The organism is Pseudoalteromonas sp. G5_S1_54_S4, from assembly GCF_054968565.1.
Genome location: NZ_JBQKUL010000017.1, coordinates 1 through 24,142, shown reverse-complemented (window position 1 = coordinate 24,142; position 24,142 = coordinate 1). Strand labels below are relative to the sequence as shown.

Sequence of the window (24,142 nt, the reverse complement as noted above, 5' to 3'; positions counted from 1 at the left end):
CCATCAAATGATGGGCTTTTATAATTTTAACTAATCTGACAATTTAGATTAGAAAGTGTAACGTACACCTACACGCATTTCCCATACTGAAGCACCAGTTTGTACTGAAGTATTAGCGTTATTACCGTTAAAGCCTGAGTAAACGTAACGACCTTGGTCATCTAAAGATGTTGAGATCATGCTTGCACCTACGAAAGGACCTTTCTTAAGAACGCCCCAGTCATCATTTAGCATGTTTGTAAGGTTGTCGATTACAAAGAATGCTTCACCTTTATGACCTTCCATAAAGCCTGGTAATTCTTGTGTAACTTTAAAGTTGAACTTAACAAACCAGTCAGCATTTTGTTGGTTACGACCTGCGATTTCACCACGTTTAAGCCCTTCAGATGCAATGAAGTCGTTGAACTCATTGATTTCAGCTGCAGACATGTCGTATACAACGTTAGGATCGTTTTCAAGTGGAACGTATAATAACTGACGGTTACCATTCCAGTTGTTATCGCCCCATACATTACGGTCACTTCCGTCAAACGTGAAGCTGTAAGGTAGGCCTTTGTATGCTTCACCGTAAAGGTTAAAGCGTGTTTCAAAGCCATCTACAAACTCATGTTTGTAACCAAGCGTCATAGTAAAACGATGCGGAATTTCATAATCTGAAGACGCAACACCTGGGTTACCTGGATTAGTAAGCGCGATGTTACCATAGTTAGAACCGGCTACAGAGCTAGTCATTGGGTTTACATCGTCTGCATCTGTGTATGCATAACCAAAACTGAAGTTAACGCCGTTATCAAACATTTTGCTAACTGCTGCAGAGATAACTGAAGAATCGCCGCTATCGCCACTAACATTAGTTAATAAATATTCGTTACCACGGCCTTCGATAGACTCGTAAATTGGGCGACCATCAAACGTAGTTTCACCGCTATCTTGAAGTGCGATATCACGCATTAATGCAGCGTCTTTTTTCTTCGAGTATAAGTAATCTACAGAGATTACGTATTCGTCTTCAGTTGTGTATGTAGCACCAAGTGAATATTTCCACTCTGAAGGAATTTCAAAATCAGGGTCTACAGCATTAACAGTTGCATCGCCTACACCAATTTCAGTGTTTGCAACAATATCGAACATTTCTTGAGGTACGTCAAAACCAGGAGTACCGCCGTTTACGTTAGCTGTGTTAAATAAATCTACACCACGGAACTGCGTACTAATGTTTGTAATACCGTCGTTAGAATACGAATTAGATAGCCATACGTTCGGGTTACCACCAGAGAACAAGCCTAAGCCAGCACGAACTTCAAGTTCGTCAGTTGCATACCATTGGAAGCCAACACGTGGTTGCAGTAAGTCAATACCGTCGAATGTAGACTGGTTGCTGAAACCATAACGGCTTGTGAAGTTTTGGTTAAAGTTAGGTACGTCGTCACTTGTGTACTTGTCGTAACGTAAACCAAACTGAATTGTTGCATCTAAGTCAGTAAACGCGTATTCGTCTTGTACATAAAATGTGTGTTGAGCATATTTAAAGCTTGCAGCCGCATCATTCGGGTTATTAGTACCTGCAGCATTGTTGTAGTAGATACGCGCTGCTTGACCTGCTTCAAAGTCGTCAATTGAGTCAAAGCGCCACTCACCTTCTGTTTGCTGTACGAACAAGTTAAAAACAGATAGCTCTTCAAACTCGTAACCAGCAGTAATTGTGTGTTGATCTAAGTAATAAGTACCAGCAACTTTAAATGTAGTTGTGTCGTAATCTAGGTCGTTTGATTGACGAGAATCATCAGGACCAATGTAAACCGTACCACCATTATCAGTGCGGATTTGCATTTCACCAAAGCTGCTTGCAGCATCTAATGACTGAACCGTTGCATCTAGCTCTGATTTACCTAAACGAATTTCAGTAGAAAAATCGTCTGACCAATCAGAATATACAGAACCAATGATTGATGTAAACTCAGCACTTTGATTATAGAAGTGGTTTGATAAAGAAACGCGGCTAGAACCAGTATCAGACTGAGAAATTGTGTTACCGTCGTTGTAGTTATAGATTAAGTTTGCACGGTGATCTTCGTTGATGTTCCAATCTAGTTTTACTAAGATTTTTTCATCTTCAACAGGCATGCTTGATGGCATACCGCCAGCATCGTAGCCGTAAACTGATTGAGAAATACTCTGAATGCGAGATACGTCATCAGCTGTAACACTACCACTGCTAAGACCGTCGTAATTAAACTGGCGAACACCTTCAAGTTTTTCGTATGAAGTGAACAAGAATAATGTATCTTCAACAAGCGGAAGGCCTACGTTGAAACCGTAACGTTTTTCAGTGTAGTTACCGTTATCAACTTCATTACCTTCAATTTCGTCGCCTTTCATTGAATCGTTTGTGTAATCGAAGAAAACACCACCGTGAACGTCGTTGCCACCAGATTTAGTTACAGCGTTAATGTTACACGATGTAAAGCCACCGTATTGAACGTCAAAAGGGGCTAGCTCAGCTGAAACTTGTTCAATAGAGTCGAAAGAGAAAGGGGCACGGATAGTAGGGTAACCGTTTGAGCTTAAACCGAAGTTATCGTTCATGCGAACGCCGTCAAGCGTTAAGCTGTTGTAACGTGGGTTACCACCACCACAGTTGATTGAACCACGGCTATCATCAATTGTGATACGTGGGTCAATACGGATGATGTCTTTTAAATCACGGTTGATAGCTGGTTGGTTTTCAAGATCCGTTAGCGTAAAAGTAGACGCAGGACCTGTACCACCAGACATAGCACTGATAGGGGCACCCGTAACTACAATTTGCTCGATGTTAGAGATATTCTCTAAAGAAGCATTTACCGGGTAATCGTTACCAATGTTAAGAATAATGTTATTGAACTCTTGGTCTGCATAAGTGTCAGAATCTACAACTACTCTGTATGGACCACCAACACGTAGGCCTTTAGCTGTAAAGTAACCAGCATCATTAGTTTCAGTTGTTTTAACTGAGCCTGAAGGAACGTGTAAAATAGTAATTTTAGTTCCTGCAGCAGGGTTACCGTTAGGACCCTTTATTTGACCTTTAATTGCAGAGGTTGTTTCGTTTGCAATTGCAGCACCACTCACACCAACACATGCTGCTATAGCAAGTGATAGAGCTGTTTTGCGAAGTTGAATTTTCATTTTATTTTCCCGTGTAGTTAAATAAACTTTTAATAGCTTTTTTATTTTAATTTTGGATTAAGCGACCGCAAAATACACTTTACCCAAAATACTTACATAGTGTACCTCATTTGTTTGTTACAAATAAAATACAACTGTAATTTTTTTATTATAAAACACTTTATTTATGAAATTTAGCATTTTATCTATGTTTCAATATTTTACCGTTCAAATAGTAAGTAGTTTTTATGACAAACAGATGAAAAGTGATTTTTTCCATAAAAAAAGCCATTACATGCATGTAATGGCTTTTTTAATTTTACGAGTTTTTGATGTACAGGCTATGTATTAAAACTTATAGCTAACACCAATTTTAGCTTGCCAAGCTGATGAGCTAGTTTGATATTGGCTATAGTTACGAACATCAGCGCCATTAAATCTGCTATCAATTATATAACGACCTTGATCGTCTAACCCGCCAAAGTCGTAAACTGCTTGGTCAGAGAAACCTAAGCGCTTTTCTACGCCCCAGTCACTGTTTAATAAGTTGGCAAAGTTATCAATCATAAAGTAAACCTCACCGCTATGACCTTTTGCAAAACCAGGGATCTCTTGTTTAACGCTAATATCCATAGTGGTAACCCATGGTTGCGTGCCTGAGTTACGGTCTAAGATTTGGCCTCGCTCAGAAATACCCGCTCTATTAAGTAGTGTCTCAAGTTCACTCCATGATAGCCCTGATTCATCCCAATTTACATTGGCATCATCTGCACCAGTTGGAATATACGCTAAATAAGCTGAGCTTGAATAAAAGTCACGCGTATCACCTAAGTCACTATCTTGATACATACCCATAGTATAGCTAAATGGACGACCAGAGCGACGTTCGAAATACACATTAAATCTTGTGGCATAGCCACTGAAGAACTCAGTGTTATACGCTAAATTAACTTTAAAGCTATGCTCTACTTCATACGCACCACGGGCAGCAAAGTCTTCATTTCGGCTCTTAGTGATATTGTACTGATAGTTGCTTTGTGCACGTGATGAAGAGCCTGAAGACGCTTCTGTTACATCTTGATGTGCATAGCTTGCTGAAATATAAAGGCCATTTTCCCACTCTTTAGCAAGTGCTGTTGAAATAATAACAGAGCGACCATCATCAGTTGAGTTAGTCATTGCGATATCAAAGTTATCAGCTAAATCACCGCTGTAAATACTTTCATAGATGATACGCTCGCCGTCGGCCGCTACACCTACAGGTTTTATGGCGGTGTTATGCCACACAGCTTCGTTTTCTTTTTTGTGATAAGCAATTTCTGCTTGCCATTTAAAGCCTTCACCTAGTAACTCAGAATCAAAGTCGTACTCAAATCCAAGTTGTGCACGAATACTTGACGGTAGTTCAAAGTTAGGATCAACATAGTTTGTGCTACCTGCACCTTGAACTAAAGAGCCTTTTATGGCATCTGGTACTTGAGTGATATCAGCTTGATTATTAGCATAATAATCGTTAATAGCACTTTGAGGTGCATCTACAAAAGTAATGCCATCGTTTTGGAATGAGTTATTGTACCAAACGTTAGGGATACCACCTTGGAAACGACCCACGCCACCGTTAACTGTTAATGCTTCTGTAGCGTAATACTTAAAGCCAATACGCGGTAGAATAATATCTAACCCATCGAGGTTTTCTTGATTGCTAAAGCCATAGGTGTTTAAAAAGTTTTCGTTGAGTGTTGGTTTATCATCAGAAGATAAACGCTCATAACGAACACCTGCTGTTACTTCTAAATCATCACCAACATAAAAAGTATCTTCAATGTAAAGTGCTAATTGATTACGGGTTGCGTCGTAAGCGGTGTCATTAGGGTTATTTGTAAAGGCATTGCTGTAGCTAAAATCGTACTTTCCTTTGTAGTTACCTACTTCACGATTTTCGAAACCATTAAAGTTATCAAATTCCCATGAACCGAGTGAGTTAGCTGCAAAAAGGTTGTATAAGTTTAACGACTCATATTGCATACCAAAGTTAATTTCATGCTCGTCCATTAAATAAGTGGCATCAAGAGAAAGTGTTAAATTTTCTGTTGCTGAGCTATTTGCATGGCGAAACTCATCGGTACCAAAGTTATAAGAAGGCCCGCGGAAGTATTCTTCAACTTTAACGCTACCAATATCAGAATTTGTTAAACTTCTCGATGATACATCTTTGTATGCAATACCGATTTCAGTTGAAAAGTCTTCGTTCCAATCTGAATATAGCTTGGTAGCAAAGTTATTAAACTTGGTTGCGTAGGTATAACGACTTGATGCAAACTGAACTGATGTGCCACCAGTACCAAAGTTTGTTTCATCTTTGTCATCTTGCCACTGATAGGTAAAATCTAAGCGATGATCATCAGCAATGTTCCAGCTTAATTTTACAAGTAATGTTTCGTTGGTGTCTTTAGGGTCGCCTCCAAGAGAGTCTGTTAAGCCGTATTCGTTATTTAGAATATTAAGGAAACGGTTATAGCTTTCTTCACTCACATCGTATTCGTTGGTTGCGCCTGAACCTTCAAAACCATAATCTAAATCTAGTTCGCTTGACCATTTATTGTAGTTAACAAAGTAAAATAAGGTATCGTCTATAAGTGGGCCGCCAACATTAAAACCGTAGCGTTTTTCAGTTTGGTTAGGTTCTACTTGTTCAACAATGTATGTGCGGTGACCATCGTCATCTAAAACAGGGCGGTTATCAGCAAACACTTGAGATATGCTGTCTACATCGCCAGCAATATCTGGTGTTGATGTTTCGTAAAAACCAGAAAACTTAAGTTCGTTAGTACCTGACTTAGTTACCGCGTTAATAGTACCACCACCAAAGTTGCCTTTAGAGGCTGAAAATGGAGAAACATCAACAGAGATCTGCTCAATCGCATCAAGGGCTACAGGGGGCTGCGAAGTAGGGTAGCCGCCGTAACTTAAACCAAAGTCGTCATTTTGGCCAATACCATCTACAGTTAAACCATTTGTACGTGGGTTGCTACCGGCAAAGGTTAGCTCGCCGCTACCATTAATACTAGCAAGTGGGTTTAAACGTGCGATGTCTTTAATGTCACGATTAAAGCTAGGCATGTTGTTGATGGTATCTTCACCAAACGTGCTGCTAGAACCACCCGATTGTTGGACAATTTTATAACCAGACACTTCAATTTTTTCAATATTGAGTGGTGCTAATTGCGACGTTAATCGGTAAGTTTCGCCAAGGTTTAAAAAGATATTTTCAACGGTGGTATCGTTAAACGTATCAGAGTCGATGATCACTGTATATGGTCCACCAACACGTAAACCATTGGCTATAAAAGTACCACTTTCATTAGTGGTTAGCTCACTGATTGTGCCGGTAGGCTGATGAACGACCTTAATTTTAACGTTTGCAGCGCTCGCACCTGAAGGTGTGGTTATTTTACCACGCATTGCAGACGAGGTGTCAGCAGCCATAGCGCTTGTTGAAACTCCTAGAGCAAGAATTACTGCTCCAGTTAATTTCGAAAGGCGAAGCTTAGTCATAATGTTGATTTCCCATGTAGATGATTTAAGTTAGAAACTGAATTTATTTTTTGATTTGCTGTGTTAAAGCCATTTTTGATTTCTTGTTAGTAGGATCAAATAATGTATTTAACAATCCAGCTAAGCGAATACCAGCTTGTTGCAAGCGGGTTTTCACTATAGGGGTGTTAGTGAAAATATAGTCGTAGCTAATATTCTCATCTGTTGATTTGTATATTTGTAAAGCAAGGTTATGTGACTCTTCAAGCCAACTTGTTGGGGTACTGTGTAAATACTCGCTAATTAGCTCGCTGTTGTTGGTATTTATAAACTGAGCGTATTCAGTAAAAGATAAGTTTTCGTTTTCTACTAACTTGGTATCCCATAAGCTATGTAGATTGGTTTGTTGGTTAAAAAAAGAAACCTTAACGCGATTCCCGCCTCTATCTTCAGCTCTACCTGCATGAAATGGTTGATGGCTGTCGCCGACTAAGTGCACTAAAAAACGTAAACTAAACTGCTTTGCTGCAAGGCTTGATTTATCATCCTTCAATACTTTAATTGAATAGTGAATGCCTTCTAATATGTTTGTTACTGATTCTTTGTGTTTAGTGTGGTCGTGGTCAAAACTAAAGGTCGCGTTGTCATCAGCATTAATGTAATGCCAACGAGATGATTTTTTTTGCCAAAAATCACCTGGTGCAGAGCGCATTTCATCTGGCCATGTTGAAATTTGTGCTAAAGATTCACCATTAAGATAAGGAATAAGTGCAGCTTTAGTGTTTTCGCTTATGTGCGACTCTGCAATTTTCCCAACGACGCGGTGGCCATTTTGCCCCCAAGCATTACAGTCTGTGCTTGCAAATATTGCACTAATTAATAGTGTTAATGAAAGCGAATATTTTACATTTATCTGCATCGAGGCATCCTAGTAAGTGTGAAATTTAATTTATAAAAGCTTATAAGGTCAATTGTCCGTATTTTTCATCATGATAGAAAGGACTCAATAAAATTCATGCTTTCTTATTTAAAATCAATTATTATCAATACCTTAGGTTTGATAGGTAAAATTACCTATTGTAATAAGTAATTAAAATTGTTCAAATGTCTTATAACTTCATTTTAGATCGGTGTTTTTTGGATATTAAAAAGTTAATGTTGCATAAAGCAGCAATTGTTACATTTATGTTTATAGTGTTGTTGTTTAGTTGGTTTGCTGGTCAAATGGCTGTAGATGAAAAAGAAATAGTCTTTCCTGTGATGATAGAAACATCAACGACATGTCAAACCACGACAACGGCTAATCAAAATCAGCTAATAGTATTTACACCCTCAAAGTATGTTGCTCAATTGCTCACTCAAAACCTGTGTGATGATAAAGTTGTGGCAAAACAGTATGGCTCTGTCATTGGCTATTGGGGATATAGAACCGTTGATAGCTTAGAGTTTGTAGGTAAAGGTATTGCAGATTTAATTTTAGCGAAAAATAATATTATGGAAGCGTTTAGAGCCGAGACTACTTACAATTATCAACCCGTGGTGGGCTTTTCAGATTACACTGCGTTTTTTATATCTTCAAAAGAGAAGCCTCTGATCACTAAACAGTATTTTTTAGACAAAAAAATAGGCCTGTTAGATTATCCAACTAGCCGATCTGGACATATTTTGCCAAAACAAACGTTTAAGCAATTAGGACTTAATATTGCTCAACTAAAAATAACCTATGCCAGCTCACACAATGAATTGCGGGAATTACTGGCGAACGGGCAGGTTGATCTGATTGCCTCTTTTTGGAGAGAAAATGATAGTAAGCGCTTCTCAAAAAATTATATTACCCCTATAAGCAGTAATGTTGCAGGTACTCGTTGGTACTTAAAAATGCAGCATAACAATACCGATTTACTCTGCGCTGTACAATCTCACTTATTGAGTATATCTAAAGAACAGTCGTTTCAATACTATCAAGATGTTGAGCCATATTGGCAATGTAATAATTACCCCGTTACCTTTATAGGGGAGTCGTAATGAGAAAGCTTGTATCGTCATTAGGTGTTTTTATACTATTCACTGTATTTTCATTCGTGTTTTATATTTCAACAACACATAAACAGCAACAGGTAAATAAGTTACAAATAACCCAAATAGAAAAACAAATCGCTTTAGACTTACCTTTGCTCGATTTATCAAATAAGCTGCTTAAGCACTCGGGTAATAAAGCGGCTTTACAGCATTATATTCAAACAGTAAATGCTCAGATTCAAGGTACGGGTATACAGGTGATTTCGATAGTGCCAAAGCACGAGTTTAACTTATCCTTGAAAGCCGATGAGTTTATTCGAAAACTAAATAGTAATAATAGCGTGGTGTTTATTGTTTTATCTTTAAAGCAAGCATATTTTTCGCCTGATGTAGTGACTATTTATATACTACTTTTTGGTGTTAGTGCATTACTTATGTTCATGATGAAGCAGAGTACTACTTATCAAAAAAATAAAAAACTAGGTACTGAGCAAGACTCAATTGCCCCAGAATCAAAATCATTAACACTCGTGATTGATTTAAAAAGTAAAACATTATCCAATAGTTATTATCCTGAGCAACAAGTAGCCTTAGCAAATAAGCCACTATGTTTTTATTTAGCACTTGTTGAATTTTGTACTAATAATCCAGAGGCTAAACTTAACCATAATAAAAATGTGCCCGAGGAGTTGCTAGAACTTGCAAATAAGTACTTTTATCGGTTAGTTGAACTCGGGCATACTATTAGAAAACGGCCAAACTTTAATAACAGTTTAGAAAAAACCTTAAGCGAAATACGTGCGGCGCTAGATGATGTATTAAATGATTGCCCAGAGCAGAAAGAGTTGTATTATCCGCCAAAGGCATTTGGAGAGGGCTCTCGTTCACGGATGCACAGCTATGGCTTAGTAAATGTTAGCCAAGGCAATATAGAAATAATAGGAAAGTAATTTAGTTTTATCGTTTAGGGTGAGTGATTTGTGGGCTGAAATGTTTGATTAACTAGCTTTGTTCTCACATAAAGTTTAATGAAGAGTGTCATTAGCATTTTAATGACACTCTTCGCTGTTCACATTAGATTATTTAGGTGCAAATTCACGAGCATCAACGGGGCTATGTTCAGCAAAAAATCGCTTTAAAGCTTGCGAGTCAGTTTCATCAGTGCTTACAAAACCTGCCATTTGTGTAATTTTTGGATAACTATCGCCACCTGAAGCGTTATATTCATTAATACTCATGCGGTATGTTTTGCTTATATCAAGCGGTTTTCCAGCAATGAACACGTTAGTTACCTGCTCACCTTTCAATTCAAATGCTAAGTTATGATATTGCATGTAAGCCCCAGAGTCTGGTGGAAAACGTGTCACAACGTTTAAATAGGTTAAAATATCACTGCCTTTGAAGTCGATATAGGCGACACGATTTTTGAAAGGTTGTACTTTAAGTATATCTTTATAGCTCACGTCACCTGCATTAATGCTATCGCGAACACCGCCACCACTAATAATACCAAAATCCGCACCCACGGTGTTCATTTGTGCTTGGATGATGACGCGCGCAAGGTTTGTTTGTTCAAAGCGTACTTTGTTGCGATCTCCCTCAAGTCTGTCATTGACGAAGCCAATTTTACCCTCAATTTGCTTTGCTCCTTTTTGTTGGTACGCCGCTAAAAAGGTTTGCAGTTCTGGATCTGGTTTAATGTAATTTGCTGAAAGTACGGATTTTACGCTCCCGTCTTTTTGTTTTTTATCTAGGTATAAATTAACGGGTAATAATTGATAACTTAGCAATGATAATTGACCGTTTTCTAATTTAAACTCCGCTTTACCCACATACTTACCCCATTCATGGGCTTGCATTATCCAGGTTCCATTTTGCTGATCAGGTTTACAGGCTAAACCTGGCTTAAAATTCTCATCTGTGACATTTTCTGCAGCCATACACACTGGCTCTTGGGAATGGCCACCAATAATCATATCAAGGACATTTTTATCTAAAGAGCGAGCAAGTGTGACATCACCTGGGGCATTTATTCCATAATTGGCATCTACATAATGCCCCATGTGCGTTACCGCAATGGTAATGTCAGGATTGTATTTTGCTTTTAATGTTTGGGTAAGTGAGGCGGTTATTTCAACCGGATCTTTAAAATCTAAGTGACCAATGTATTGCGGGTTACCAATTTTAGCGGTGTCTGTCGTTGTTAACCCAATTACAGCAATGGTTAAGCCGCCTTTGTTGAATATTTTATAACGTTCAAAGATAGTTTCATTAGTTTGTTTATCAAAGATATTAGCTGATAAAAGAGGGAAATTAGCCCATTGCTGTTGCTGTCTTAATACACTTAATGGATTATCAAACTCATGATTACCTAGTGCCATTGCGTCATAGCCAATTTTCGACATGCCTTTGAAATCGGGCTCAGCAAATTGCAGGTCTGATTCAGGAATACCGGTATTAATATCGCCACCTGATAATAATAAAACCTGATGCCCTTGTGCTTTTGCATCGGCTCTTAGCTGGTCGATTAGGGTTTTACGCGCAGCCATACCATATTCGCCTTTTTCATTATGCCAAAAACGACCATGATTATCATTGGTATGAAGAACAGTTAAATAGTGTGCTGCAGGTTTATTGACTGAGTCACTGGCACAGCCATATAAACCAAGAAATAAAATGAGAAAAACAAGAGTACGCATAAAATACCTATCGATTAACAAAACTCAGTATAGTAGGCGGCTAGTTTAAACTAGTTCGAGGTTAAAAAAACGCACTTATTCATATTTTTCAGCCAATAAGGCTTCACGTTGCTGCTCTACAACCCGTTTTCTGCGTGCGAGCTCATCATGTGCGTATTGAGATTTTTGATGATTTACATCAATCATCCATTTCAAAAAGCTGACGGGAAGCTGGGTGTATGGTTCACCTTGGTGTAGCCCAAAGTCACAAATAGTCGTGTTGTTTGCCATTATATTTACTCCTATCACTGTGTAGGCTGATAATAACAAAAAAAGAGTGATTGATAAGGGGCTTTTTAAGTACCTTGCTATGCTTAAAGTTAATTAAAAAAGAGTCACCGTGATGTACACCAAGGCACTCAGACAATTAACTACCCATAACATGTTTAAAATTAAAATGTAAACAGTTGTAATTATGGTGTAATCGATTTGCTATGAATTGTAGCGTTAAGTACTTATGTATCGATTTATAAAATGAATAACACTACTCTATGACGCCTAATGACAATAAAAAATAGGAATAATATGAAGAAGCTTATCTTAGCGTCAATTTTAACTGCAGCGAGCTTTTCAAGCGCAGCAACCATAGTCGAAATGCAAACGAGCCAAGGAACGATAAAAATTAACTTGTTTGATCAACAAACACCTAAAACAGTAGAAAACTTCCTAAGTTATGTTAATGATGCAGCGTATAACCAAACAGTAATACACCGCTCTGTTGATAAGTTTGTCATTCAAGGGGGAGGTTTTACTTTTTCTGATGAAATGGATCCCATTACAACCAAGCCAGCGGTTATTAACGAACCTGTTTACTCAAATGTAAAAGGCACAATTGCCATGGCAAAGCAGGGCGGCAACGAAAACAGCGCCACTAGCCAATGGTTTTTTAATATGAGTGATAACAGCCAAAACTTAGATTTACAAAATGGTGGGTTTACCGTTTTCGGACAAATAACAGCGCAAAGCCAAGAAACTTTAGATAAAATAGCGGCCTTAGTTCATTGTGCAGAGGTACCATTGGTTGGTATTACTAAAGAGCAATGTTCAGATGAAAATGTGGTTATTAGTAATCAAAACTTAGTATCAATACAAACGGTGGTTGTGCTTGATGACGATCCTAATTCAGCACAAAATTTAACACCTAAAGAGAATACATTAATTGATAACGTAGAAGTGACACCACCACAAAGTTCAGACTCTAGTGGCAGTATGGCATGGTTATTAGGTGCACTATTGCTAGTAGCACCTCGCTTAAAACGTGCTAAGTAAACTTTAAAAAAATAACGGCGAATTACTAAATTCGCTGTTATTTTTTAGTTTAAAAGTACACCCAGCAATAGCAAAAACCACATTACAAACACAGCTAAGCAGCCTAGCAAAAATATTCTAAAACGTGCTCTTAAATGATTACTACCAAGGTGAATGAGGCTATGAATAATGCGTGTCGCTACAAATATACACGCCAATACTGCAATAGGGACACTCGCCATATTAAGCTGTAAAGCAAGTAAACAACCCGCATAAAAAAGCACAGGTATTTCAAATTGATTGCTAAAATTACGATCAGCGACTCTGACATGATCGCCCGCATTATCAAGTCGCATAGCAGCAAAGTCACTTAACTGTATGTGTTTGTTTTTAGCCGCCGCAAAACGTCGTTTTCCCATTATTACCATCACAACTAATGAAAGTGTTACCTGAACGAACATGGCTATTATTATTATCTTTTCCATAACTTACCTTATTATTTATATTAACTATTCACAATGTGTTACACAATTAAGTGCTAATTAGTAGCATAGTATTAATTGATAATGGTAGTTTATAAGTGATTTAGTCTTTTTTATAACACTAAGCCCGTATTTAACAGCAATGGATATAACTAAAATGAAACACATCATCGGCTTAAGTGCAATTGCACTGGCAATATTAAGCGGTTGTTCGAATACCGCCACTCTTTCTCAATCATCACAAACATCACTTTTATCACCAACGCTTGTTGTAAGCCCTAACGATAATCGTGAATACAAAACACTAACACTTGCCAATGATATTGAAGTGATTTTAGTTTCTGATCCAAGCGCAGAAAAATCAGCTGCTTCATTGAGTGTCGGCGTCGGCCTGCTGCACGACCCAATGAGCCAGCAAGGTATGGCGCATTATCTAGAGCACATGCTGTTTTTAGGTACTGAGCGATACCCTGACACTAAAGGGTACTCCGATTTTATGACTAAAAACGGCGGCGCGCATAATGCTTACACTTGGCTCGATATTACTAACTACATGTTTAAAATTAATAACGATGCGTTTGATGAAGGCTTAGACCGCTTTTCAGACTTTTTTAAAGCCCCTAAGCTTTACCCAGAATATACAGAAAAAGAAAAAAATGCAGTAAATGCTGAATGGTCAATGCGTCGTGAAATGGACTTTTTTGGCCAATTTAAACTTGCACGTAAAATGATGGGTGAACACCCAGCTAATCGATTCTTAATTGGTAACCTTGAAACGTTAGGCGATAAAGCTGATAGTTCATTACACAAAGAAACTGTTGATTTTTATAATAAATATTATTCATCAAATATTATGAAAGTGGCGTTAATTTCTAATTTACCGCTTGAAGAAATGCAGAAAAAAGCAGAAAAATACTTCGCTGATATTAAAAATAAAAATATTGAAAAGCCAAAAGTATCAGCCAAGCTAGATTTTGATAATGCCGGTGGTAAACGTGTTTTTTACTCGCCAAACGAAGACGTTAAACAATTACAGCTCGACTTTACAATCACTAATAATCAAACTGAATTTGCAGTAAAACCTAATCGTTTTGTTGCCTATTTACTTAGCAATGAAATGCCAGGTAGCCCAGCACAAATATTACGTGATAAAGGCTGGGTATCGCAGTTATCAGCATCTGCTTCACCAAATCAATATGGTAACTATGGCTCTTTAAATGTGAACATAGAGCTGACTGATGAGGGCATGAAAAACCGCGAAGCCATTGTTGCGACTATTATGCAATATATTGATTTAATTAAACGTGAAGGTGTTAATAGTAAGTACTTTAATGAAATTCGCACCTCTTTGAATAACCAGTTTAAATTTTTAGAAAAAGGCGATGAGTTTAACTACGTCAGTGCGCTGACTCAAAGCATGCAAGATTATCCGTTAAATCATGCGATAAACGCACCATACTACTACGCTAAGTTTGATGCTGATGCGGTTAATAATGTACTAAAACAACTTAACGCAGATACCTTACGTGTTTGGTATATTTCTCAACAAGAAGACACTGATTCACAATTACATTTTTATGATGGTAAATACCGAATTAGTGATATTAGCGACGCAGAAATTGCCAGCTGGGAAAAACCAAGTGAATTTAATTTAGCCTTACCAAGTGTTAACAACTTACTGCCAGAGAGTTTTGCAATTAAAACGCAGGCTTTTAAAGAGCAAAAACACCCAGAACTTAGCTATGATAAAAACGGTGTAAAAATCTGGCGCCAAGCAAGCCAGCAGTTTGCAGAGCAACCCAAAGGTTTAGTTGAGGTGTATATCAACACACAAACAGGGTTGCGTGATATTAGCTCAACCGTCCTTTATTCTGTGTGGGCAGATTTATATAACACTCAATTAAGTCAGCTACGAACCGAAGCGGCTATTGCCGGTATGAATGTTAATTTAAGTTCAAGCAATGGCTTAGTTTTATCATTAAGTGGTTTTACCGATAAACAAGATACCTTACTTAAACAAGCGTTAGCTGGATTTGACGATGAAATTTCATCACAAGCATTTAATCAAGCGATTGACCGTTATCAACGTGATTTACTCAATCAGCAAAAACAGTTCCCGTATGCACAAGCGTTTAGTGAATATTCAAAACTGACTCGAACCGGTAGTTTTGATACTGACGCGCTTATTAAGGCAGCTCAATCACTGACACTCGCTGATTTACAAGCATTAAAACAAAGCACATTAGCGAATAATAACTTACGCGTATTTAGCTATGGTAACTATAACCAAAAAGATATTGATGCCATTGCTGCTGAGTTAACGGCTATTTTACCAAATAATCATACAAAATCTGAGTTTGCCCGCAGTAAAGCTTGGTTACCACAACAAGGTGAAGCGCGCGTATTACACAAAGATATTGATGTAGCCGATGTAGCCGTTGTCGATATGACCATTCACCCAACGCCAGGTTATAAACAAAAAGCGCAGGCGGCGGTTTTACAAGGGCACTTTAGAACAATCGCGTTTGACAAAATGCGTACCGAAGAACAACTAGCTTATGCGGTAGGGGCATTAGCGCGTCCTATTGAGGATTACTCTGGTATTGGTTTGTTTATTCAAACGCCGGTCAAAGGGCCAAAAGAAATTCAAGTACGCTTTGATAAGTTCAAAAAAGAGTACGCTTCTGAGCTTAATGCTATGAGTGAAGAAACATTTGCACAGCTTAAAAATGCAACGTTGGTCTCGTTAAAAGAACAGCCAAAGAATTTAAGCGACGAAATGAGCCCATTGATTAACGATTGGTACCGTGAAAACTTTGATTTTGATTCAAAACAAAAGCTAATTGCAGAAGTAGAAAAGGTCACCCTTGCTGATATTAAAGACTACTACCAGCAAACCATGTTAAATCCACAAGCAGCCCGCTTAAATGTGCAGCTACGCGGCACTAAGTTTAGTGATAGCGAGTTTGCTGATTTACCAAACCAAACTAAAGTGACGAGTTTAGATGCTTACTACAGCGATATAAAATTGCAAAAGTAAGTTGAAATTACTCAAAAACCAAACAAAACCCAGCCATTGTTGACTGGGTTTTGTTTTAACGGCGTTAATTATGGTTTTAGTAAAATGGCTACCATTGCCATGTTAGGCCATAAGTAAAAAGCCAATTATGGCAAAGCCTGCAGCAATTAAGGTATAAGGTAATTGCGTTACAGCATGACTGATCAAATTACAGCCAGAGCCTTGTGCTGCTAGTACGGTTGAATCAGAGTAAAAACAGGCTTGGCTACCAAATGAAGACGCTGAAAGTAATGCGCCAATCACCAATGGAATATTTGCATCAACCGCCGTCGCAAGGGGCATGACAATAGGAATTGAAACCGCAAAAATCCCCCAACTTGAACCCGTAGCAAACGCTAATATCGACATCGCAATAAATACCACCGCAGGTAAATAGCCAGCGGTCATATACGGGCTTAAGCTGCCAATCACAAATTGTGGTAAGCCAATTAAGTCGCATACATCTTTAAAAATAAAGGCGGCAATAACGGTTCCAATTGCGGGGATCATACTTTTAAAACCATCCAGCATACGCTCAATCATTTCGCTAAAGCTCATTAATTTTTGTAACGCATAAAATGGCAAAGTGACAGCCATTGTCGCTAATAGACCTTTGTACACATCTATTTCAAAATATACGGTAAATGCGACTAATAAAATAATCGGCAACAAAAAGTTATATAACTTACCTTTAGGATCCGCATCTTCAAAGTGTTCTTCCGCTGCTTTTACTGCATATTCATCGGCGGTTTGTACTTGAGTATAAATCGCAGGCTCTAAAGTAGGAGCGTGAGTTAGCGCCTGTTGCTCGGCTTTTTTCATGGGGCCAAAAGTAGGGATCACGCCGGCAATAACCAGCACCACAGTCAACACCGCAAACCAGGCATAAAACATGTACGGAATGGCTTGAATATAAACGGCAATGCCTTTGCCTTCTTCTGCAATGCCGTTATCCACTAACAGGCCACCAAAAAATACAGCCCACGTTGACAAAGGGACGAGTACACAAATAGGCGCTGCCGTTGAATCAACAATGTAAGCGAGCATTTCACGACTCACTTTAAATTTGTCGGTGATCCGCTTCATGGTTTCACCCACGGTAAGCGCGTTTAAATAATCGTCAATAAATATCACAACACCCAAACAAAAGGTCATAAATAAGGAGGATCGTTTACCTCGGGTGTACTTTAAAGCCAAACTACCAAACGCAGAAGCCCCTCCAGTGCGCACTAATAAGGCAATAAGCGCACCAAAGCCGCCACACACAAGTATTAACCAACCAATGGTTTCATCAGTCATTACTTTGAGTGATGTGCTGGCAAAATTTGAGAGAACTTTGCTAGGGTCAGCTAAAACAAGGCCAACTAATGCACCAATCAGTAACGATAAAATAGGGCGGCGTAAAACAACAGCCAATACAACCACTACCGCAGGCGGCAGTAGAGTTAACGCAGAAGGTTCAAGCATTTATAAGATCACAAAATTAAAAGCAGATTTAAAAAGTAAACTGCTTATACAAAAACAAAGAAGATGATAAGTTTGTTGTTAAATCATTTTCCAAGTCACTGCTTTTGCACGCGTGAAGGGCACTTAAAAAATTATGTTAAATTAATAGTTTTAGTGAAACGCGTTGGCTTTGGCGCCAGACGGCGCAAGGAATGCATGCCGCTATTGTTGTGCCTTTAAAAACATCGGCGCAAAAATAATCTTCTTTTTTATTTCAGTCAATAAAAAAATATCGGGTCGTGAAAAATATTATCAGGAGTTATTTTGAATATTGCTTTTACAACAGAGCGTTTATACATACGCTTCGCACAAATAGCAGATGCGGCGGAGTTACTTAAGTTGGTTAATCAGGCTAATTTCACTAAATACATTGGTGATAAAGGTATTTATACCTTAGACGACGCTAAAAAATACATCAAAGACAGTTTTATATCTGCCCATAAGCAGCATGGCTTTGGGCCTTATATAATCGCATTACATGATGAAACACTAGTTGGTATTGTTGGGTTTTATCAGCGAGCTGTTCTGCAATATCCCGATTTAGGGTTTGCGCTAAAAGACGGTTTTGAAAAAAAGGGCTATATTTTTGAGGCGGCAAATACCTTGCTAAACCATAGACAAAACTTGGGGATTAACCAGGTTACGGCGATCGCCCGCTGTGATAACCGCGTATCAAAAAATGTATTACAAAAGCTCGGTTTTAAAACCCAAGGTCAAGTGATCATAGAAAGCACTAACATTGCGGTAGATGTATATTTACTTAGGGTCTGTTGACCTTTGCGGATTACAACTTGTTCAAACTAGGAGCGGTTTAATCGCGGCGCGAGGTTTGTAACCTAGTGGACTAAGTCAAAACCGAGCAAAGCTTCCGTGTCCTGCTTACGGCTCTTACCTATATCCATGTAGGCAACAAAGAGTAAATCGCTCCTAGGTAGAACCCGAAGAGCAGCGTCTGTTTGGCATTGATGCTGCGTTATCGCCTATTTATGGGGAATAACCACACCACATAGGCTCTGCCTTGCCTAAATACCAAACAGCCTGCTGCAAATTTAACCTTGAAAGGTCAACAGACCCTAATACAGAGGAAAATTAAATTCGCGCTTTTTCAATTTCTTTTGCCGCAAGGATGTTGATTTGTTGCCACATTCTTTCAAGAGTAGCCACCAATGAATCATAGCCATCATCATCAATTGGCAAAACAGATGAGAAATTATGGATGCTTATTAAACGCCTACCCGATTCTGGGTGAGTGTAGTATAAACGCCATAGCCCTGAAATATCTGCATTACCTTGCAGATCACCGTTAAAGTGGTGTAGTTCGTATTCTAATTCGTAAAATCTTTGTTGCTGTTGGTCAGTAATAACGGGTAAGCCTTTAATAACCATCCAGTTTGTCATGGTATTAAATAATGTTTGCTGCGCGCTGGCACTCAGCATAACATCTGGTGATTCCCCCCATAGATGATAATTAGCAGCATGGATTTGATTACTATCTACTTTCATAGCAATACCCCGGTTATTCAATGCGCCTCTTAGGGTGACTGTTTGCACGCGCAGTTGTGCCTGTGTATCTTGCACATTTCGCGAAGAGTCATTAATGGGCTGCTCAAATTGGTAATACTGAATTGTTGTTTGAATAGCAGAGCTGCAACCACTGATAAAGATCACACCCGTTAAAAGTAAAAATAGTGCTTTCATTATTGCTTCCTCGGTTGTGGATCGTTAGGTAGTGATTTGTCAAAAATGAGCATATTAGGTTGCTCGTTTAAGCCACGAGTAAGAGGCTGAAACTCTTCTGTTAAACGCTTAATTTGTAGCAGTGTTTGCTCAAGTTGATAGTGCATTTGAGAGCCTGCTTGATAGCTTGCCATGGTTTTGTCAAACTGGCGCATGGTTATTTCAAACTGTTCCATGCTTTTGGTTATTTTTTCGAGATTACGATTAAAGTCACCGGGTAAATTTTGGGTATCAGGTTTACTTAATAATATGCGCATCTCGCTGGCCAATGCCTGATACTCGCTAAAGGTTGTTTGCATTTTTGCCAAGCTGTCTTCAATTTTTAAATTATTTACCTTATTCAGTACATCAGACACTTGGTCAGCAAGCACGGTTATACCGCTCGATACACTAGGAAACACATCGTATTGAGCAAGCTTTTTAAGCTCGCTTTTAGGGGGGTCGGTATAAAAGTCAAAATCAACATAAACTGCACCGGTTAGCAAATTACCCGGTTTAAGTGACGCTCTCATGCCATTTTTTATCCACTCGATTATGCTTGATTTCCAATACTCTTTAGCTAAGGCGTTGTTGTGGTATAAACGTCCATATTCCACTTTGATCAATACAGGGACAGCGGTACTTTTAGCGCGAAAATGAGCCGGTTTTCCATCTATAATTACATTGGCGGGCGCTTCAACCACTGTGCCGACGCGTGTACCTCTATACTCAACTGGCGCACCAACACGGAGTCCTCTAATCGATTGTTCAAATTCGATAAGGTAATAATCAAAGTCATAAAAGCGCTCTTCTAGAGCTTGATTGTAATTTTGACTTAAAGAAAAGCTATGACCGTCTTTTGCCAAATCGCCGGGAGCTTGCTGGTCAGGTAAACCGACAGAAATACCACCTTTTAATAACTTGCTCAGTGAACCGGTGTTAATATTTATGCCATCAGCAGAAAGATCTATTTCTATTCCTGAGTTAACCCAAAAAATAGAGTTTAAGGTGATCAAGTTCTCGTAGGGAGCTTTAATAAAAATACCGTATTGCATTGCTTGGTTTTTCCAATCAAAGGTGGCGGTTTCTATTTGGCCTATTTTATAGTTTTTAAAAAATATGCCAGTACTCACATCGAGTACTTCTGCATTGTAACTGAGCAACTTAAAGCGTCCACCTTGTACATCTTTACCAATTAATGCGGGCTCTTCTTGCAGGGTAAAGCGCTTTTTAAGTCGGTTACTTTCTCCCGGTGAAAACTCTAAATAAACCCCTGAAAGTAGGGTACTCATACCACTGATCCCAGTTTCATCAATGCGTGGCTTTACTACCCAAATACTGGCATCTTCGGTGAGTAAATTATCATAGTTTTTATCTATTTGTGCTCGGGCTATTACACTGTCTTGGCTGTCAGAAAGACGGACGTGATCAATTTGACCTATTTTAACACTTCGCACTTTAATTTCTGTTTTACCAGCAATAATCCCCTCGGCTTGGGGCATAGTGATGTAGATCGTTTGCCCTTTATTTAATTGATACTGATAAAGCATCCAAATACCAACAAATAAGGCAACCACAGGAATAATCCAAATTGCAGAAATACTTGATTTTTGTGCTACGTTAGCTGTTTTAGTCATGCTTTATTCTCTGCGTTATTATTTTTGGTGAGTCCCACAGTAGGCGAGGGTCAAATGCGTGTGCCGCCATCATTTGGCATAATACCATAACGGTAAAAAAGACGATGCCCAAACCGGGTGTAACCGACATTAAGTTTCCTAGCTGCACCAGTGCAACTAATATAGCCACAACAAACACATCAATCATAGACCATTTACCTATAAATTCAGTAAGTTGATACACTTTTGTGTAACCTTTTGTATGCAGGTTGGCGGGTTTTGTAACCATAAAGCACAAAAAGCTCAAAATAAGCGCTTTGGCTAACGGTACCACTACACTGGCAAAAAATATAATAATTGCAATAGGATACGAGCCGCTACTCCATAACGTAATAACACCTGAAATAAGGGTTGCAGGTGTTTCATCCCCTAGGCTGATGGTGTACATAATGGGCAGTAAATTCGCAGGAATATAACAAATCAGAGAAGTAACTAACCATGCAGCCGCTTTTTGTACGCTGTTGGGGTTTCTTAAATACGTTTTACTGTGGCAACGAGGACAGATTGATTCAACGCTCAGCTGATGGCAAACATGGCAGGCTTTTATATTCTCATCAATAGCCCGCTCAGCGTTTGAAGTATTTTGAAGTGTAGTGGCAGGGCTTACTTGTGACCACAGCCTAGCACGATTTAACCGTGTTAATGCACTAACATAAAAAATAACAAATCCCACATAGGCAAAAAAACTGATACCAAAGCTAACTTCAGCCAATGACATTATTTTTACCATGCTAACTAAAACACCAATCAGAAATATTTCTGACATGATCCAAGGCTCTAGCGTTAAAGTGAATTTTAATAGTCTTCTTGCAACTGCTTGCGGCAGTGCTTTGAGTGCGCCTAAATGCAAAGGGATCAAAATAATCAGCAAACTCATAGGCAGAATAATAATGCTGATATCGATAAATAGGCCGAGTAGGTCACTATCATAGTTAAATAAAATCCGTGCTGCGTCGGGCAGAGTAATAGTTTGGGTAATGCCATTACTACTAAAAGAGATAAACGGATAAAACATACTGCTGAGCAACATTAATAATGCGCTTAAACTCAGTGAGACTATTTCAGTGTCATGGTTTATATTAATACCGCGGACTTTATGGCTACAGCGTGGGCACAATGCCACTTGTTTGGCATTAATCTCGGGAATATCAATGATAAGATCACAGCTTGGGCAGGCAGTTTGCAAAATGTTAGCTTATAATTAATTCAATAATTTAAATATTGCTATAAATAATAGTTAAATACAAACGCTACGGCTAAATTACTAAAGAAAAGTAACCCCAATAACTGAAAATAAAAACGGATTAGGTGAAAGAGTGAAAGTTGTATTTTTATTGGCCTTAGTGTGTTTATGTGGCGATAGTTTTGCATTTGTTAATGATATTAAGCAGCAACGAGTTATTATTGCGGCTAACCCTACTGTTGCGCCTTATGTAATAAGTGAAAATGATTCAGGTATTCAGCTCGAGATTGTAAAGGCAGCACTTAACAATCAAGACATAAATGAGGTTGATGTACATTACATGTCAAATCACCGTGCAGATGCTTTATTGAACCAAGGCCATGTTGATATTGCATTAAATTACTCGGGTATTTTAATTGCTGGCATATATCGAAGCCAATCGGTTGTTAGTTATGAGAATGTGGTGGTGAGTCTTAAAAAGAGTAACTTCACTATTAATAGTATTTACGATCTGGCGACTAAAAGTGTTTTAGCATTTCAAAATGCGCCTGCTTATTTACCCAAAGAATTTGGTCATAACTTGGAAAACTTGAGAGGCTATGAAGAAGTATTCAATCAACAAGCGCAGATACACCATTTAATGGCAGGGTGGGTTGATACGATTATTCTCGATAGGCGTATATTTCTTCACTACTTAAAGGAATATCAAAAAACTAATGCCACTAAAGATTTTGTTATTCATGCTATTTTTCCACCTGCGGCAAGGCCTGCGTATTTTAACAATGATTTGTTGAGACAGCAGTTTGACAAAGGCTTAGCAAATATAATTCAAAGCGGTGAATATCGCACCATAATGCTTAACTTAGATAAGCAATATACCCAGCGCGACTTCACTGCTCTTTAATTAATCAAATAAGGCAACCGTTTGGCGGGTGAGTGCAATAAGCTCACCCGATTGTGACCAAATACAGCCATCTTCTAAGCCATAGCCATCTTTTGAATGATGAGTGATTGCTTCAAAACCCAACCATTCACCTGGCACTAAATTAGGCGCTTGTACAAATTCTAAATACCATGACATGCTACTAGCCGGTGCAGGTTGCTTAAACATTTGTAGTAATGTTGGCGGCCATGCGTCAGTAAGAGCAATAACATGAGCTTCTGTAATTTCTTCAGGCGTGTGTTTAAATCGCATCCAACCACCAAGGTGAGAGGTTTGCGCACTACTAAACGGCATGGCTCCTTGTTGCGGGCATAAATCAACATGCTGAAAAAATTCTGGCATTTTCCCAGGTACAAAGCCTAAACAATGGCCTTCGTTTACAGGGTGTAAGGTTAACGACTTTGATACCGGCACATTAATTGATGAGTTACGATTTTTGGCGAAACAGGCCTGCACGATGACACACACCGCATCATCTTGGATCGCTTTGGCGAGCACTTGGGTACTGCTTTTACCTTCACGTAATATTTCTACCGATAAAGAAAACGGTTTTTCAGCCAATAATGGCCCTACAAAGTTTGTACTTAAAGAAAGCAGTCTTCTTGATGAATCAACTTTATTGCGCATTGCTTGATAAAGTAGCGCAGCAGAGAGGCCACCAAAAGCAGTACGACCTTGGCACCAGTTAGCAGGAAACTGCATGGTATTGGTTAACGGGTCAGTTTCCTGACTCGCTTGGGCTGCTTGTTTTAATAATTGTTCAAAGTGCACAAATAATGTCCTTTTGCTGTTATTTGCTAAATTTATATCACACCCAAACTCATCAGACCAGACAATAAATAAGCTCCCAAATTACAAAAAATGAGCAATCCCTACTCTTTTTAGGGTTATT

General features: G+C 38.7%; 16 protein-coding genes and 1 pseudogene. 6 read left to right on the top strand and 11 right to left on the bottom strand.

The window, feature by feature from the left end; all coding sequences use genetic code 11:
- Positions 1-48: 48 nt before the first annotated feature.
- The 3 genes from ACTRWE_RS08565 to ACTRWE_RS08555 all read right to left on the bottom strand — a co-directional run bounded on the left by ACTRWE_RS08565 (position 49) and on the right by ACTRWE_RS08555 (position 7,600).
- Entirely contained in the window at positions 49-3,168 is a 3,120-nt protein-coding gene (locus ACTRWE_RS08565) for a TonB-dependent receptor (protein WP_262976648.1), read from the bottom strand.
- A gap of 327 nt (positions 3,169-3,495) precedes the next feature.
- Positions 3,496-6,702: a TonB-dependent receptor gene (locus tag ACTRWE_RS08560; RefSeq protein WP_036985049.1), complete on the bottom strand. Its 3,207-nt coding sequence runs from the start codon at positions 6,700-6,702 to the stop codon at positions 3,496-3,498.
- A gap of 43 nt (positions 6,703-6,745) precedes the next feature.
- Positions 6,746-7,600, bottom strand: a complete 855-nt coding sequence (locus ACTRWE_RS08555) for a S1/P1 nuclease (RefSeq protein WP_262976647.1) — start codon at positions 7,598-7,600, stop codon at positions 6,746-6,748.
- 236 nt (positions 7,601-7,836) lie between these two features.
- On the opposite strand from ACTRWE_RS08555, the gene ACTRWE_RS08550 reads away from it, so the two are divergent.
- Both ACTRWE_RS08550 and ACTRWE_RS08545 read left to right on the top strand, forming a co-directional pair.
- A complete protein-coding gene (locus ACTRWE_RS08550; RefSeq protein WP_273002646.1) occupies positions 7,837-8,706 on the top strand; it encodes a type 2 periplasmic-binding domain-containing protein in 870 nt (289 codons plus the stop codon).
- On the top strand, positions 8,706-9,650 hold the full coding sequence (locus tag ACTRWE_RS08545; RefSeq protein WP_273002638.1) for a Rossmann-fold NAD(P)-binding domain-containing protein: 945 nt from the start codon (positions 8,706-8,708) through the stop codon (positions 9,648-9,650). Before ACTRWE_RS08550 ends, ACTRWE_RS08545 begins: the two co-directional genes overlap by 1 nt.
- Positions 9,651-9,779: 129 nt before the next feature.
- Here the strand turns inward: ACTRWE_RS08545 and ushA are convergent, their stop codons facing one another.
- Positions 9,780-11,399 carry a bifunctional UDP-sugar hydrolase/5'-nucleotidase UshA gene (gene ushA, locus ACTRWE_RS08540; protein ID WP_462879841.1) on the bottom strand — a complete coding sequence of 540 codons (1,620 nt, stop codon included), beginning with the start codon at positions 11,397-11,399 and terminating at the stop codon, positions 9,780-9,782.
- Between the two features lie 75 nt (positions 11,400-11,474).
- On the bottom strand, positions 11,475-11,669 hold the full coding sequence (locus tag ACTRWE_RS08535; protein ID WP_008112349.1) for a hypothetical protein: 195 nt from the start codon (positions 11,667-11,669) through the stop codon (positions 11,475-11,477).
- Between the two features lie 294 nt (positions 11,670-11,963).
- Here ACTRWE_RS08535 and ACTRWE_RS08530 point away from each other — a divergent pair, with 294 nt between their 5' ends.
- On the top strand, positions 11,964-12,707 hold the full coding sequence (locus ACTRWE_RS08530) for a peptidylprolyl isomerase (protein WP_462879839.1): 744 nt from the start codon (positions 11,964-11,966) through the stop codon (positions 12,705-12,707).
- Between the two features lie 44 nt (positions 12,708-12,751).
- Here ACTRWE_RS08530 and ACTRWE_RS08525 read toward each other — a convergent pair whose 3' ends face one another.
- On the bottom strand, positions 12,752-13,171 hold the full coding sequence (locus ACTRWE_RS08525) for an MAPEG family protein (protein WP_462879838.1): 420 nt from the start codon (positions 13,169-13,171) through the stop codon (positions 12,752-12,754).
- Between the two features lie 154 nt (positions 13,172-13,325).
- On the opposite strand from ACTRWE_RS08525, the gene ACTRWE_RS08520 reads away from it, so the two are divergent.
- On the top strand, positions 13,326-16,208 hold the full coding sequence (locus tag ACTRWE_RS08520) for an insulinase family protein (RefSeq protein WP_462879837.1): 2,883 nt from the start codon (positions 13,326-13,328) through the stop codon (positions 16,206-16,208).
- A 102-nt stretch (positions 16,209-16,310) separates the two neighbouring features.
- On the opposite strand, the gene ACTRWE_RS08515 is transcribed toward ACTRWE_RS08520, so the two are convergent.
- Positions 16,311-17,693 (bottom strand): Na+/H+ antiporter NhaC family protein, encoded by a 1,383-nt coding sequence (locus tag ACTRWE_RS08515; protein ID WP_262977005.1) that lies wholly within the window; start codon positions 17,691-17,693, stop codon positions 16,311-16,313.
- A gap of 303 nt (positions 17,694-17,996) precedes the next feature.
- Here ACTRWE_RS08515 and ACTRWE_RS08510 point away from each other — a divergent pair, with 303 nt between their 5' ends.
- Positions 17,997-18,506: a GNAT family N-acetyltransferase gene (locus ACTRWE_RS08510; RefSeq protein WP_462879836.1), complete on the top strand. Its 510-nt coding sequence runs from the start codon at positions 17,997-17,999 to the stop codon at positions 18,504-18,506.
- A gap of 315 nt (positions 18,507-18,821) precedes the next feature.
- Here the strand turns inward: ACTRWE_RS08510 and ACTRWE_RS08505 are convergent, their stop codons facing one another.
- From ACTRWE_RS08505 to ACTRWE_RS08495, 3 genes and pseudogenes are all read right to left on the bottom strand, one after another.
- On the bottom strand, positions 18,822-19,430 hold the full coding sequence (locus ACTRWE_RS08505) for a PqiC family protein (protein WP_462879834.1): 609 nt from the start codon (positions 19,428-19,430) through the stop codon (positions 18,822-18,824).
- On the bottom strand, positions 19,430-21,085 hold the full coding sequence (gene pqiB / locus ACTRWE_RS08500; protein ID WP_024600926.1) for an intermembrane transport protein PqiB: 1,656 nt from the start codon (positions 21,083-21,085) through the stop codon (positions 19,430-19,432). Before pqiB ends, ACTRWE_RS08505 begins: the two co-directional genes overlap by 1 nt.
- Positions 21,082-22,310 (bottom strand): annotated as a pseudogene (locus ACTRWE_RS08495) (PqiA/YebS family transporter subunit). The gene pqiB and the pseudogene ACTRWE_RS08495 overlap by 4 nt, the downstream one beginning before the upstream one ends.
- A gap of 130 nt (positions 22,311-22,440) precedes the next feature.
- On the opposite strand from ACTRWE_RS08495, the gene ACTRWE_RS08490 reads away from it, so the two are divergent.
- Positions 22,441-23,211: a substrate-binding periplasmic protein gene (locus ACTRWE_RS08490; RefSeq protein ID WP_290155861.1), complete on the top strand. Its 771-nt coding sequence runs from the start codon at positions 22,441-22,443 to the stop codon at positions 23,209-23,211.
- On the opposite strand, the gene ACTRWE_RS08485 is transcribed toward ACTRWE_RS08490, so the two are convergent.
- The gene (locus tag ACTRWE_RS08485; protein WP_008464384.1) at positions 23,212-24,021 is read right to left on the bottom strand and encodes a thioesterase family protein; all 810 of its coding nucleotides are present in this window, start codon (positions 24,019-24,021) and stop codon (positions 23,212-23,214) included. It abuts the gene before it with no gap.
- Between the last annotated feature and the right edge of the window lie 121 nt (positions 24,022-24,142).